The following is a 15,106-nucleotide window of genomic DNA, read 5'->3' on the forward strand; positions in this document are numbered from 1 at the left end:
GAACAGAAATTTATCCGAAGTTTACCTCTTCATAACTAAACAGACAATTTCTGATTCAATACTCAGAAAGGATTAAATAAATCATAGTTAAGGATTAGAAATTATCCTGCTTCAGTTACCATATCTACCAAATAAAACATAGCATAGCGAATAAGGCGCGCTTTCAAAGACTATCACTTTCACATAAAAATAAGAAAATGTTACAAAAGTATTAATTCAAAATTTCACAATAAAATACACTAACCTAGCTTTAGGTATGAACGATATTTCTCAATTATCCAATTTACAAAAATCCTATCTTCTTACTTGAAGTCAATACCAAATGCTACAGGCAAAATTATCGCTCAAGTTCGCCAAAATTGATGGAACAACACGCCTAGTGGCGCGAGATCACTTCGGTCCGCTAGTAGTACAAAAACCGCTTTATCCGGAAGGACGAGAGATTTGCCATGTAGTAATTATCCATCCACCGGGCGGCGTTGTAAGCGGCGATCAATTGGAAATTACGACTCATATTGATGCATTCGCAAATGCGCAAATTACGACCCCAGGCGCTACTAAATGGTACAAAGCCAATGGGCGCACCTCGCAGCAAACGATCAGAATTAATATAAATAAAGGCGGCGCACTTGAATGGGCGCCTCAGGAAACTATTTTTTATAACAACGCCAATATAGAAATCGATCATCAAGTTACCTTGAAAGATGATGCAACCTACATTGGTTGTGAAATATTATGTTTTGGCCGCACTGCTTCAGGAGAAACATTCAATAACGGACAAATCAAGCAACGTACCAGCATCCAACGAAATGGAAAAATGATTTGGTTAGAACAAATTCGGCTACAAGGCGAAAGCACAGCCATGCATGGCTCCTTAGCCCTATCAGGCAAAACAGTGTGCGCTACGCTTATTCTGACAGGAAAAACGATCCCTCAACCATTGATTGATTTGGCAAGAGAAGAAGCAGAAAAGATTGCCAAGGGTAGCGGCCAAATCGGCATCACGCAGCTTAAATCGATTGCCGTAGCGCGCTATTTAGGTAACTCGAGTGAAATAGCGCGGCACGTCATGCTATGCATCTGGGGCCTGTTTCGCCCGGAGATTCTCGGACGCTCTGCAATCATTCCCCGCATGTGGAATACCTGATTCATTACTTGTTAACATAAGGTAATTTTTAAAATATCAGATGCTGCAGTAACTTATAAGAAATAAAACATGTTATTTTATCCAGGAGAAAAACTATGGACTTGACACCGAGAGAAAAAGACAAGTTGCTGATATTTACTGCCGGATTACTTGCTGAAAGGCGTAAAGCCCGCGGCCTGCGGCTTAATTACCCAGAAGCTGTTGCGCTGATCACTTGTGCGATTTTGGAAGGAGCCAGAGATGGCCGGACAGTAGCAGAACTGATGACCGCCGGTCAGAAAATATTGACCCGCGCTGACGTCATGGAAGGTGTTCCCGAAATGATTCCGGACATTCAAGTTGAAGCAACTTTCCCAGACGGAACCAAGCTGGTTACTGTGCATCATCCGATTATCTAACTGATCAGAATTACAGGAGATCTACATGAGATTACCATTAGTGCCAGGCGAAGTATTTACTGAACCGGGTGAAATCGAGCTGAATGCTGGCAGAAAAACCAAAACCTTAACCGTTTCTAATGCAGGGGATCGCCCAATACAGATTGGCTCTCATTTTCACTTTTACGAAGTTAATTCTGCCATGAAATTTGATCGGGAAGCTGCTTATGGCATGCGCTTGAATATTATGGCCGGCACGGCTATTCGCTTTGAACCGGGACAAGAAAGAACCGTTGAACTCGTTGAGCTTGCGGGGGACCGGATCGTTTATGGATTCAATCAAAAAGTGATGGGGAAACTGAAATAGTTAATATCACGTTGATTTCACAGGAGTAAAAAATGAGCTTAAAAATTTCCCGGCACATCTATGCTGAAATGATGGGTCCAACGACTGGCGATCGCGTCCGTCTAGCCGATACAGAACTTTTTATAGAAATTGAAAAGGACTTCACCACGTATGGGGAAGAAGTGAAGTTTGGCGGTGGAAAAGTGATTCGCGATGGCATGGGCCAGTCCCAGCGTAATCATGCAGACGTTATGGATACCGTCATCACCAATGCAATCATTATTGATCACTGGGGGATTGTTAAAGCGGATATCGGCATCAAGAATGGCAAAATCGCAGCGATCGGCATAGCCGGGAACCCGGACATTCAGCCTGACATTACCATGAATATTGGTGCTGCTACTGAGATTATAGCGGGTGAAAATCTGATCGTTACAGCCGGGGCTGTCGATACGCACATTCATTTCATCTCACCACAGCAAGCTGAAGAAGCGATGATGAATGGCATCACTACCATGCTCGGCGGCGGCACAGGCCCTGCGACTGGTACAACAGCAACAAGCTGTACATCAGGACCCTGGCATATTCATTCAATGTTAAGAGCATCGGATGGATTGGTCATGAATACAGGCCTTTTCGGTAAGGGTAATGCCAGCTTGCCAACACCGCTGGAAGAACAGATTCTGGCTGGAGCATGCGGCATGAAACTACATGAAGACTGGGGTTCCACTTATGCGGCCATCGATAATTGCCTGACTGTTGCAGATAAATATGATGTCCAGGTTGCTATTCACACAGATACCATCAATGAAGGCGGCTATCTGGAAAACACCATCGCTGCCATGAAGGGCCGGACTATTCATACCTTCCATACCGAAGGCGCTGGCGGGGGTCATGCGCCGGATATCATTGCAGTTGTAGGTCAGGATAACGTTTTACCTTCATCGACCAATCCAACCCGCCCTTATACTGTAAACACACTTGATGAGCATCTGGACATGCTGATGGTGTGCCATCATTTGCACGCTCATATTGCAGAAGATCTTGCCTTTGCGGAATCACGCATCCGGAAAGAAACGATTGCCGCCGAAGATATTTTGCATGATATGGGCGCTATTTCGATGATGTCTTCTGATTCTCAAGCAATGGGACGCATCGGTGAAGTTGTCCTGCGTACCTGGCAAACGGCGCACAAGATGAAAATACAGCGGGGCACATTGCAAGAAGATAATTCCAAACATGATAATTTCCGGGTGAAGCGCTATATCGCCAAATACACCATCAATCCCGCCATTACGCACGGCATTTCGCATGCAGTCGGCTCTATTGAGGTCGGCAAGTATGCTGATCTGGTGTTGTGGAGACCTGCTTTCTTCGGTGTAAAGCCATCCATGATCTTAAAGGGCGGAATGATCGCTGCAGCGCTGATGGGTGACCCCAATGCTTCGATATCAACACCGCAACCGGTGCATTACCGCTATATGTTTGGCGGCTATGGCGGAGGGATCAAAACATCGTGTTTCACCTTTGCTTCACAAGCAGCGCTCAGTGCTGACCTAGTCGATCAGCTAAAGTTGGATAAAAATATCATTCCCGTAAAGAATACCCGGAATCTGCGCAAGAAAGACATGATTCACAACAGCGCAACGCCTAAAATGGAAGTTGATCCGGAAACCTACGAAGTACGTGCTGATGGACAATTATTGACATGTGGTGCAGAAGATGTGCTGCCTATGGCGCAGCGCTATTTCCTGTTCTAGGAATAAAAAATAAATGCTTACGCTGAATACTAAAATAGATCACACAGAATCAGTTTTTGCGCAACTCATTCTACCCTACGAAATGCGCGAGAATAGCCGGCTAAGAACGGTACTTGCGTCGGGTGAGGAAGTTGCGATTTTTACCGTACGGGGCACCATATTGCGCAACAATGATCTGCTCAAAAGCAATGATGGACGCGTAGTGCAAATCATCGCTGCCCGCGAACCTGTTTACCGGATTACCTGCCGCACACCTCATGATTTACTGCGCTGCGCCTTTCATTTGGGAAACCGCCATACACAAACCCAGGTTGGTGAAGCTTTCTTGCGGATTCACCAAGATACGGTATTAAAGCAAATGCTGGAAGGTTTAGGTGCTACTGTCGTAGCAGAAAATGCACAATTCGAGCCGGAATCAGGCGCTTATGGTGGCGGAGGACATCATCACCATGGCGATGGTCATTATCATGCGCATGGCCCCCTTGCACCCATACCCGCACGACAAAAGATTCATCGACCTTCCGATACACAATCCAAGGAATAATCTTGCAATCTGCCCTATTGCTTCGCCTGCTGCAACTGGCTAGTCCATCATTACCCATCGGTGCCTATACCTATTCGCAAGGCCTGGAATCAGCTATTGAAAAAGGTACAGTCTATGATGAGCGCTCGGCGCGCGCGTGGATTACTGAGTCTTTAGGTATTGTTGCAGATTTTGAAGCACCCATCGTATGGCGCCTGCTGAGAGCTTTTGCGGCACGTGATGCTGCAACGGTCAATTATTGGACCGAATGCTTTATTGCCGCACGTGATACTGCCGAGTTTCGTGCAGAAACCATTCAGATGGGATATTCCTTAGGCAAACTCATCATGGATTTGAAGATTGCAGACGAATCACTGCAGGCGATATTGGCAAGCCAATCAGAAATCCCTTTACCCACTGCCTTTGCTTGTGCTGCAGAAGCGCTTGCTGTACCGCATGAAGCTGCATTGCTGGGCATGCTATTTTCTCTGGTTGAAAATCAAGTGTTAGTTTGTGTTAAGTCCGTTCCACTCGGCCAAGTCGCCGGGCAACGCCTTTTATTTTCCCTGCACGCCATGATTGAAACCGCATCGTTACGCGCGCAGCAGCTCAAGGATGATGAATTATCCAATTGGTCGCCGGGGTTGTCATTGCTGTCCATGCAACACGAAACGCAGTACAGTAGAATTTATCGATCGTAATTTTTTGGAATGGAAGCGTGAACAAACAATCAAATCCTCTTCGCGTTGGCATCGGTGGTCCCGTTGGATCGGGAAAAACTGCTTTATGTGAAGCATTGAGTAAAAAAATGCGCGATCGCTATGAAATGGCTGTCATCACCAATGATATCTACACCAAAGAAGATATGGAGATCCTGTTGCGCGCCAATGCCCTGCCGCCTGAGCGTTTGATGGGCGTAGAAACAGGTGGATGCCCGCATACGGCGATCAGGGAAGATGCATCTATCAACCTTGAAGCCATTGCGCGCATGACTGCCGATTTTCCCGATCTTGATCTTATTCTGGTCGAATCTGGAGGTGATAATCTCGCCTCTACCTTCAGCCCCGAACTGTCCGATCTGACCATTTATGTAATCGACGTTGCCGCCGGTGAAAAAATACCGCGCAAAGGCGGCCCCGGCATCACGCGCTCAGCACTTCTTGTCATCAACAAAACCGATCTTGCTCCTTACGTCGGTGCAAGCTTGGAAGTGATGGCGCAGGATGCAAAAAAAATGCGCGGAGACCGGCCATTTGTATTTACAAATTTACATACTGGCGAAGGCGTTGAGCAAATTGTGGATTTCATTGTGAAACAAGGGCTACTGGAAGAAGTAAAACAACAGCGAAGCTGATTGACTTCTTTCATTAACTAAATTGATAGATATTGATTCAATTGGATGATGTTTTAATCGATAACTATTTAAAAACCAATAAATACATGGCATTACTCATACGATCTGCATGAAAACTTCACGCAGCCGGGTCAATAGTAATCGTTAAGTGAGCGGACTGCTATGTATATGAGGTACAGATGAATGCTCGTGCATTTGCTGTGAGAGTTCGATTGGCACAATATGCAGCTTGCCGTGCCGTACACCATTGGTTGCAATCACCTGATTGGCGAAACGTCTGACATCCTGAATGGTGCCCCGCAGAATAACGACTTCAAGGCAGTTATCGTGATCCATATGAACATGCATACTCGACAGCGTCAAGTCATGATGCTGGTGCTGTACAGACGTCACATGACTGGCCAGATCCCTTTGATGGTGGTTATAAATATAGCTAAGGGTAGCAATACAATAACCTTTATTATCTTTCTGCAACCGGGCAGTCTCAAGATAGTTACGGATAAGATCGCGGACTGCCTCTGAGCGATTAATATAACCCTGTGCATGCGCCATCTTGTCGAATTGCTCAAAAAGCTGATCATCCATCGAAACAGTAAAACGTTCCATCAATAATTTCCCCTGAATCTACTTACAAAATTTCCCACCTAATAACCCGATTTTATCCACCAATGAACAGAAATTGTAAATTCATTTACTGACTTAATAATTAGCCACCAAATTGACGCGAAATGAGCGGCTTTCAATCGGATGAAAATGCAAATCAGCTACCCCAGCAGCAGGCTCACCAGGAAGCCTGGAAGTGTAGTAATAGTCGATTGCATGCGCATGCGTATTCAATAGATTGAATCCTTGCAATAACACACGTACATTTTTGCTGATCTTGTAACCGATCTGACCATTCAGCGTCACGGTGTGATTGGATTGCACGCTGTTATCCTCGATGAGCGGGCGCTTGCCAAAATAGCGCAGTTGCATGCTCCCCAGAAAAGGGCCAGTGTTGTCTACTGAAATTGCCAGCTTACCTACCCCTCTGATTGCCCCGGGTATGTGATCACCATTCGGATCGGAATCACTAAAACGCGAACGTGCCAGCGCATAGTCCAAATCGATCATTAACCAATGAGCTGGCATATAGAATGCTGATAGCTCAAACCCTTCCCGCTTGCTCGGGCGGCTTGCTTCAGTCGTTCCGGCATCGCCAACGAATAGCAGTTCTGAATCCAAATCCAGACGAAACAAGGCGAAGGAAGCCTGCAAGCCGGGAACAATGGCAGTGCGCAGTCCGACTTCATAGCCCGTCGAACGTACCAGCGGGTTTACTCTGTTAATGGGGTCACCTGATTTGGGGTCCACAGTGGAGGTTGTTCCTCGCGCATCATTACTATGAAAGCCACTGCCATAATTAAAATAAAATTCAGTTTGTGCCCAAGGCCCAAAAATCAAGCTCAGCTTGGGATTCGTCATACTGTCATAGCGATTACCCGAGTTAGCGCTTTGTTGGCTGTTGACGTCAAACCAATAATAGTCCGAGCGTACACCCGCCACGCTGCGAAATTTTTCCAGCCACTGTATGCTGTTCTGATAATAGATTCCCACACTATTCTGGTTAATATGATCCTTGCGAGTAGTCGATAGTGTCTGGCGCTGTTTTGTGCTGAGCAGGCCATTGTCGATTACATCGTTCTGGAACTGAGCACCCACCGTATTTTCAACTTCAAACCCAGCAATTTTATTTACCCACAGGTGACTCAAATTTATGGCAGACTGAAAACGCTTATCAACTTGGGAAAATTGATCCCCATTTACAGGATCATCCAGGAAATAAGTAAAATTTGAAAATAATGCCAGATTGGTATGGAGCGTATACAGGTTTAGTTGCGTAACACCGAAACGGCTAGTATGCTGCAGCGCACTTGAAAGACTGAAGCGATGCGCTTCACCACCATCACTCGGATCAATGGTGCCCAATCGGGAAACCAAGCCGCTTGCTTCTGCCCGCTGTGGAATCTGATCAGTTGAATTCCAGTTTCCACCATAGCCCATTGCCGTGATGTTGAATTTGGTCGATCCCGCTTCCTGGCTATAGCGTAATACCGCGTTAAACTTCTTGAAATCCTCATGCTTGACCCAAGGGCCATCTTTAGTGAACAGTTCCATAGCATACAGAACATTGCCACTTCCCACTGCATGTGATTTTGCCACTAAACCCCGCATGAATCCCTGCTGTCCTAGGCCATAACTGGCAATGCCCTTTGGCAGCTTATCAACGTAATTCATGCTGACGGCGCCGGCTGAGGAGAAATCGCCTTGATCCGCATAATACGGTCCCTTCAAATACTGCATATTGCCGGCCAGTTCCGGAATAATAAAATTAGTATCTGCCCAGCCCTGCCCATGGCCATGCGAACGCTGATTGACCAGCATGCCATCGACGGTAATGCGCAAATCGGTGCCATGATCAAGATTAAACCCACGCAAGAAATACTGATTAGCCTTCCCTTCACCGCTATGCTGGGTAACGATTAGGCCGGGCACACTTTCCAGCAATTCTCCTGGCCGATAAACTGTGCGCAGATCGAGTTGCTGCTTCAGAACAGTGCCTTCATTGGCAGAATTTGCACTGCCTATCAACTCTTTCGCATTGGCACGTACCGTTACCTCTCTAAGTGCCGGTACGCCCGCAGCATTAACTAAAGAAGGCACTTCGACCAGCGCAAGAACACTGCATAAAATTATCGTTCGAAATAGTGCTGTAGCAAATCCTGTCGCTTCTTTCACGCTTATTCTCCCGTCAATTCAGATATTTTTAAAGCTGCGTGAATCTTTATATTAGCCCAGAATGTATGATAAATTTATTTATTTTCATACATTCTGAAATAAGCCTCTGTGAACTGTGAATAGGGATTTCTCACTCAGCACACGACTTGCAATATATATTTTTGAAGAGAGAAATCAGGGAACCGTGATGAGAATGCCCATTAACTATATTGCAATTTTCTTATTATTCTTAATAACTTTCTCCTTTCAAACTGCAGTTTCTGCATCGAATAAGCATAAGAAGCTCGAAATCGTGACCACCGTTTCTCCCATCACCAATATGGTGCAAAATATTGGCGGAACTTATATTAATGTAACCGGCCTTGTGCCCGCTGGAACCGATTCTCATACATATGAACCTGCTCCTTCCGATGTAAAAACGCTGCGAGCAGCCGACATGATTATTGTTAATGGCCTTGATCTGGAGCTACCCACTTTAATATTGGCAAAGAAAATAAAAAAAGCCGGAACTCCAATCCTGCAACTGGGAAACCGTGTACTCAAGGAAGAAGACTGGCAGTACGATTTTAGTTTTCCGCGCGAACACGGGCATCCCAATCCTCATTTATGGTTAAACATCGAACTGGTCATGCGGTATGCTGAAATAATCAAGGAAAATCTTATTGCGCTTGATCCGGCGAACAAGCAAGGATATCTGGCAAATACGGCAACTTATCTCGCCAAGCTGCAGAAACTGGATCAAGCAATTTTTAAATGTGTTGCAACAATTCCCGAGAGCAATCGAAAACTGATTACCTATCATGATTCCTTCGCTTATTTCGCTCCCCGGTATGGCATGACAGTGATTGCGGCCGTGCAGCCTGCTGATTTCTCCGAACCTGGTCCGCAGGAAGTCATTAGTATCATTAAGCAAATCAGAAAAACAGGCGTGCCGGCAATATTCGGTTCCGATGTCTTTCCCAGTAAAGTAATGGAACAAATTGCGCGCGAAGCGAATGTCAAATTCATTGATCAACTCTCTGATGATGAGTTACCTGCCCCACCCAATCATTCTTTCATTGGCATGATGGTCAGCAACATGACTGTCATGACAGAGGCGCTCAGCGGCAACCCAACCTGTATGGCCAATGTTGATGCAAGCAATAGCGCCTTCTGATTTGCAATTGCATTCTGTCGTCAATTTAAGCAATGTTACTGCCGCTTATGAGCAAAATGTGGTATTTACAAATCTCTTCCTGGAAATCACCGCAGGTCAATTTGCCGGTATCGTAGGCCCTACTGCCTGTGGCAAAACTACTCTTCTCAAAACTATCTTAGGTGTACACCCTGTTATTTCCGGTCAAGTACAATTGCACCAAGATCATCCAATAAAAGCAAAGCCAGGGACTGTTGGTTATGTGCCGCAACTTAGCAGTGTCGACTGGAATTTTCCGGTGACTGTAGAAGAAGTGATCATGATGGGACTCTACATCAGTAGGCGTATCTGGCCTTGGCTCAGCAAAGAGGAGCGCAGAAGTGTTCATGATCTGGCTGATCGATTGGGCGTTGATGACTGCCTGAAACAGCATATTAGCAATATATCAGGCGGCCAGCGGCAGCGTGCATTCCTTGCACGTGCCCTAATCAGCAATCCCAAACTTCTGATACTTGATGAGCCCACTTCGGGAGTCGATATCAAAACCCAGCATGAGGTATTGCAGCTATTGAGTGATATCAACAATGAAGGGATCACCATTTTATTGACCACTCATGACCTCAATGCGGTCGCTTCTCACCTGCCCTGGGTTATCTGCTTTAATAGAGGCGTTGTCGCGCAAGGCCGGCCTTATGACATTTTTACCAATGAAATCCTAACTCAGACCTATGGCGGTAACATTGTCATCGTTAAACACGAAGGGCATCTTTTGATCGCCAATAGCACCCCTCTCAACTTTGAGAATCAAAATCAATAATGGAATTTCTTCTCGAACCATTCGAGTATGAATTCTTTCGTCGTGGCTTGCTTGCAGCACTGATGGTTGGCGCTTCAGGCGGCTTGATCGGTGTCTATGTAGTGCTGCGTGGCATGAGCTATGTCGGTCATGGTTTATCTCACGCGGCAATTGGCGGAGCCGTGCTAGGCTTCGCGCTGAACCTCAATTTCTATGCCGGTGCATGCACGATAGGTTTACTCGCTGCCCTGGCGATCGACAGAATTACTAAAAATAACAAGATTAAATTGGATGCCGCAATCGGGATTGTCACAACCGCCATGTTTGCGTTGGGTGTGGCAATCGTAAGCAAGCTGCGAAATTTTAGACAAAACTTCGAGGCTGCCCTGTTCGGCAATATCCTTGGAATCACTGAGCAAGATTTGGTGGTTATCGGGCTTGTCACAACCCTCACACTGATCACAATGTTTTTTTTGTATCGGGCGCTGCTTTTTTCTACATTTGATAGCGAAGCTGCCCACATATTTGGAATCAGAACCGAGTCGGTACAACTGCTATTCTTGTTTTTACTTACTCTCTTCGTTATCGCGTCCCTAAACGTAGCTGGTGTCACCATGGTTGCTGCGACACTCATTGCGCCTGCCATGACTGCGAGAATGCTGACAGACAGTTTTAGCAAAATGATCATTTATTCAGCACTGATAGGTTCTGTAACAGGTATGACCGGTATGTATTTAAGCTATATTTTTAATGTAGCTTCTGGTGCAACCATCGTTTTGTTTGGCGCATTGTTATTCAGTCTATCCCTATTCGCAAAACCGCTTCGTAATTGCCAAAAAGGTACCGAATAAATCTGGCACTACAACGTTTCTGCTGCATAGCAGGGCTTTTAATAAATATCCTGTTAGTTCATAAAGTTATCTGATAATTTGTAAGACTTCTTCTGTTTTCTTCATCATTTCCGAAAAAATTTCCCTAAAAAATTCAATCGTTATGTCGCTATCAAAACATGAGTTTTTGCAGCGAAACGTTTGATCTTACGGACAGCCAAATTTTGGCAATTAAAGGAGAAATATGGAAGGACTTATTGTTGAACCATCCAGAATGTATCAAAAACTTTTATCGTCTGCGATTGAATTGGGAGGACTTGAAACCAAACAAGCTTCAACTGGCAGTGAAGCATTGATGCTGCTGCAAAAACAATCTTTTGACGTTGTGTTTGTGGCGATGCATTTGCAAGATATGGATGCACCCAAGTTTTCATCGCATCTTCGAGCTGATTTGCGCACTCGGCAAATACCAGTCATTATGGTTACTTCAAATGAAGATAAAAAATTACTTGATGAGGCATTCTCAGCAGGCGTAACTGAAATATTTGCCAAACATGAATTGGATAAAATCACAAGCTATACTGCACAATTTTTCAGAAAAAAAGGCAGTAAAACGATATCTGGGCATATCTTGTATATTGAAGATAGCCCATCAGCTGCAAGCTTGACCTCAGCAGTACTAAGAGACAACGGCTATACAGTCGATCACTTCGCAACTGGCGAGGAAGGTATAGAAGCGTTTCAGAAAAATACTTACGATTTAGTGCTCACGAACATATTGCTCAAAGGCAAATTAAATGGCCATGGCACTGTAAAAGCAATACGTCATTTAGAGGATGACAATAAAAGATTTGTACCCCTACTGGTGTTCTCGGTCCTGAATGATACTGCGCACAAGATCGAATTGCTGCGCCTGGGAGCCAGTGATTATGTTACCAAGCCATTAATTCAAGAAGAATTGCTTGTCAGAGTCAGTAACCTGATTACCAGCAAAAAATTAATAGACAAGGCAATCGCACAACAAGACCTGTTACAAGAGCTAGCAATTAAAGATCCATTGACCGGTTTATATAATCGCTATTATCTCATGGAGATTGCACCGTCAAAATTAAGTGAAGCGTTTCGGCATAGCATTCCATGCAGCCTGATCATGGTCGATATAGACCGGTTCAAATCAATCAATGATCATTATGGTCATGCAAGCGGTGACATTGTGCTAAAGGAAATTGCTTCTGTAATGACCAGATCTACCCGTAAAGAAGATATCCTTGTCCGTTATGGCGAGGAGAAATTCGTACTGCTGATGTCTCACTGCGATATATCCAATGCAACAGCTATTGCGGAAAAAATACGCCTATTAATTGAAAGCTTGCGACTCGCAGACTTGGATGTCACCGCAAGTGTGGGAGTTACTGAATTCCGCCGAGATTGGCAAGGTGATTTTTCCGGATTATTAAGAGTTGTTACAGAAACCGTCTATGAAGCAAAATCAGATGGCGGCAATAAAGTCATTACCCGTTATCGTTGATAAAATATTTATAAGACATGAGACTATGCGGTATTCAAATTCCGCATAGCGGTTGCATGGCTTTCAATGTAGCGCTGATATTTCTTTTCTTTAATAGTATTGATATGCACCAGAATCAAGCCATCAATACAATTTGAAAATTTGGGGTCAACATTAAAACCGAAAAATTCGCAGCCTCCCGGCTGACATAATTCTACATATTGCTTATACAGAACAGGCACTTTGACATTCAGATCATCCATTTTTTCCTTAAAAATGCTAAAAGCCTTCTTATATTCAACTTCATCTGTAACATGCCTGAATGGTACAAAATCTTTAATCTGATCAAAATTAAAAGGCATTCTAGGTTTAGCAATCGATCTGTCATTGCCAAAAAGCGTTGTGTAAAAACTTGCGATCACTTTTTGAGCGGGTTCAGGCCAGGAAGTACTCAGTGAAACCGGACCAAACAAGTAGCGTACCTCTGGATGCTGATAAAGATAAGCACCAATCCCATACCAGAGATAATCCAGGCTGCGCTTTCCCTGATATCTGGGTTGAATAAAGCTGCGCCCTAACTCAATCGCATGTTCAAGATAAGGCATAAATGTCTTGTTGAAGGTAAATAAGCTATTGGTGTATAAACCTGTTTCCCCATATTCCTTAAGGATTCTAGAGGCTTCTCCGATTCGATAAGAGCCGATAATCTCCAGTTCGTCTTCGTCCCAGAGAATCAGGTGACGGTAATAGCGATCATAGCTATCGATATCCAGGGCATTGCCTGTTCCTTCCTGCACCTGCCGGAAGGATAATTCGCGCAGCCGCCCTATTTCACGCATTACACTGGAATTTGGCAGATAGTCAAACAGATAGATATGCTTTCCATCCTGGGTTTTACCGATCAATTGCGAGGCTTTCATTTCCTTGCGGATTGATTGGGTACGAACTGGATGGATAATATTTTCAATCGGCTTGAACAGTTCTTTTTTCTTTTTCTTGCCTAATAAATAGACCTGCTTGCGCATTAATTTTGCCACGGCTTTTTTGGATAAATCCATGGCTGCGATAGATTCCCATGGAATCGGTTTGCCGATCCTGAATAAAATTTCGCTGCCTTTTTTATTGAACATTTCATTGATCAGCATCATCGTTCCCAAGGGCTTGTAAATACTTGAAAGGCCATAAAACAGTGTTGAATTCTTACCGCCAATATAGACTGGAACAATGGGTGTCTTGGTTTTCTTAGCCAAAGATAAGAAACCGGTTTTCCATTTACCATCGCGAATACCCATCGGAGAAATCCGTGAAACTTCTCCGGTTGGAAACAGAATAACCGCCTGATCTGCTTCCAGTGCTTCGATGATTTGATTCATGCTGCCGCGATGATTGGCCGATTTTGACAAATTATCGACCGATAAAAGCAAGCTTTGCAGTGGATCAATACAATTCAACATCGTCGTTGCGACAATCTTCACATCGCTCCTGATCTCTGATATCAACTTAAGAAGCGCCAACCCATCCAGCGAACCCAGCGGATGATTAGCAACAATCAATACACGACGCTGATCTGGAATGCGTGCCCGGTCTTTACTGGAAACTTGAAAAGTAAAATTAAAATGCTCCAGCACGGCATCGTTAAATTCCAATCCTTCCAGATGCCGATGCGTTTCAATAAAAGAATTAATCTCTTCCTGATGCAGCAGCTTCTTTAATAACGAAGAAGCGGTCTTCATCAAAGGCTTATCACTGTTCTCATCCGTATGCTGAAAATAATCTTTCAGCAAAGCATCCACATCAAGCATAACGCTGTACTCCATCCTGCAAATTGAATGCGGTCAAGATATAGGATTAATATGACAAAAAAATGACGTTAAGTATTTCCTTGTTTTTCTAAAATAAGATGAATTAATAGAAACATCTGAGTGGCATATTCGCATACAGCTACGCAACTCTAATCTATTCTTCGCGCAGACAGACTTAACACACTAAGCATGCGTAAGCAATATCACTTCTGGAAAAGCACCAGAGGACTCCTGGCATGGGATGTGCATCCTCTCGTTAAGCTAGCGCATGTGCTTATACCCTATCCGGTTGCACTTTCTTCCATTCGAGAGATTGACGAACCATATTAGTTTGATGCGAAAGACTCATTACCGACTTGTCGTGACTTGATTGAGCACATGAGACTTGTAAAAGACAGACCTGATTTATCCCATCATTCTTTCCGCAGATGGCCGAGTTATGGATGGAATGCATCGTGTTGTTAAAGCTATGCTACAAAATCAATCTCACATTATGGCGGTACAGTTCATAAAAACGCCGGAGCCAGACTATATTGGGATAAATCCAGATGATTTGCCCTATGATGATCCCTAAAGCAATCAAACCCAGACTTCTACCAAATGGCAGAGAAAGTACTAGAGCATTCTGCACTTAAATAGAGTCGATAAGGATTCTCAAAGGATGAGATATAGTTGATGATCTTGCTATGAGGAGGTGACATATGCCAAAACCCTTATCGAATGATCTCAGGAAGCGTCTGATCAAGGCGGT

The 15,106-nt window shown here is 44.4% G+C and carries 14 protein-coding genes; 11 read left to right on the forward strand and 3 right to left on the reverse strand.

Annotated features, from left to right (window positions below; translation table 11 throughout):
- Positions 1-322 precede the first annotated feature (322 nt).
- The 7 genes from BM021_RS09790 (at position 323) to ureG (ending at position 5,507) form a co-directional block, all read left to right on the forward strand.
- Positions 323-1,147 (forward strand): urease accessory protein UreD, encoded by an 825-nt coding sequence (locus BM021_RS09790; protein ID WP_090720859.1) that lies wholly within the window; start codon positions 323-325, stop codon positions 1,145-1,147.
- A gap of 95 nt (positions 1,148-1,242) precedes the next feature.
- Complete coding sequence (locus BM021_RS09795) at positions 1,243-1,545, forward strand: urease subunit gamma (protein WP_090720860.1); 303 nt, start codon at positions 1,243-1,245, stop codon at positions 1,543-1,545.
- Positions 1,546-1,570: 25 nt separating this feature from the next.
- Complete coding sequence (locus BM021_RS09800; RefSeq protein ID WP_090720861.1) at positions 1,571-1,891, forward strand: urease subunit beta; 321 nt, start codon at positions 1,571-1,573, stop codon at positions 1,889-1,891.
- A gap of 32 nt (positions 1,892-1,923) precedes the next feature.
- A complete protein-coding gene (gene ureC / locus BM021_RS09805; RefSeq protein WP_090720862.1) occupies positions 1,924-3,630 on the forward strand; it encodes an urease subunit alpha in 1,707 nt (568 codons plus the stop codon).
- A gap of 13 nt (positions 3,631-3,643) precedes the next feature.
- Positions 3,644-4,174, forward strand: coding sequence for an urease accessory protein UreE (gene ureE, locus BM021_RS09810; RefSeq protein ID WP_090720863.1), 531 nt, complete (start codon positions 3,644-3,646; stop codon positions 4,172-4,174).
- 2 nt (positions 4,175-4,176) lie between these two features.
- Positions 4,177-4,854: an urease accessory protein UreF gene (locus BM021_RS09815; protein WP_090720864.1), complete on the forward strand. Its 678-nt coding sequence runs from the start codon at positions 4,177-4,179 to the stop codon at positions 4,852-4,854.
- Between the two features lie 17 nt (positions 4,855-4,871).
- Positions 4,872-5,507 (forward strand): urease accessory protein UreG, encoded by a 636-nt coding sequence (ureG, locus tag BM021_RS09820; protein ID WP_090720865.1) that lies wholly within the window; start codon positions 4,872-4,874, stop codon positions 5,505-5,507.
- Between the two features lie 144 nt (positions 5,508-5,651).
- Here ureG and nikR read toward each other — a convergent pair whose 3' ends face one another.
- Positions 5,652-6,113, reverse strand: a complete 462-nt coding sequence (gene nikR / locus BM021_RS09825) for a nickel-responsive transcriptional regulator NikR (protein ID WP_090720866.1) — start codon at positions 6,111-6,113, stop codon at positions 5,652-5,654.
- A 93-nt stretch (positions 6,114-6,206) separates the two neighbouring features.
- Positions 6,207-8,285 (reverse strand): TonB-dependent receptor, encoded by a 2,079-nt coding sequence (locus tag BM021_RS09830; RefSeq protein WP_090720867.1) that lies wholly within the window; start codon positions 8,283-8,285, stop codon positions 6,207-6,209.
- A gap of 292 nt (positions 8,286-8,577) precedes the next feature.
- Between BM021_RS09830 and BM021_RS09835 the strand changes: the two genes are divergently transcribed.
- The 4 genes from BM021_RS09835 (at position 8,578) to BM021_RS09850 (ending at position 12,574) form a co-directional block, all read left to right on the forward strand.
- Entirely contained in the window at positions 8,578-9,441 is an 864-nt protein-coding gene (locus BM021_RS09835; RefSeq protein WP_256207865.1) for a metal ABC transporter substrate-binding protein, read from the forward strand.
- Positions 9,419-10,237, forward strand: coding sequence for a metal ABC transporter ATP-binding protein (locus tag BM021_RS09840; RefSeq protein WP_256207866.1), 819 nt, complete (start codon positions 9,419-9,421; stop codon positions 10,235-10,237). The genes BM021_RS09835 and BM021_RS09840 overlap by 23 nt, the downstream gene beginning before the upstream one ends.
- On the forward strand, positions 10,237-11,067 hold the full coding sequence (locus tag BM021_RS09845; protein WP_090720870.1) for a metal ABC transporter permease: 831 nt from the start codon (positions 10,237-10,239) through the stop codon (positions 11,065-11,067). Before BM021_RS09840 ends, BM021_RS09845 begins: the two co-directional genes overlap by 1 nt.
- Positions 11,068-11,290: 223 nt before the next feature.
- On the forward strand, positions 11,291-12,574 hold the full coding sequence (locus BM021_RS09850) for a diguanylate cyclase (protein WP_090720871.1): 1,284 nt from the start codon (positions 11,291-11,293) through the stop codon (positions 12,572-12,574).
- A 23-nt stretch (positions 12,575-12,597) separates the two neighbouring features.
- Here BM021_RS09850 and BM021_RS09855 read toward each other — a convergent pair whose 3' ends face one another.
- A complete protein-coding gene (locus tag BM021_RS09855) occupies positions 12,598-14,355 on the reverse strand; it encodes a bifunctional ornithine lipid synthase OlsF (RefSeq protein WP_090720872.1) in 1,758 nt (585 codons plus the stop codon).
- Positions 14,356-15,106: the final 751 nt, after the last annotated feature.

This window comes from Nitrosomonas sp. Nm166 (genome assembly GCF_900112825.1).
Classification (GTDB): domain Bacteria; phylum Pseudomonadota; class Gammaproteobacteria; order Burkholderiales; family Nitrosomonadaceae; genus Nitrosomonas.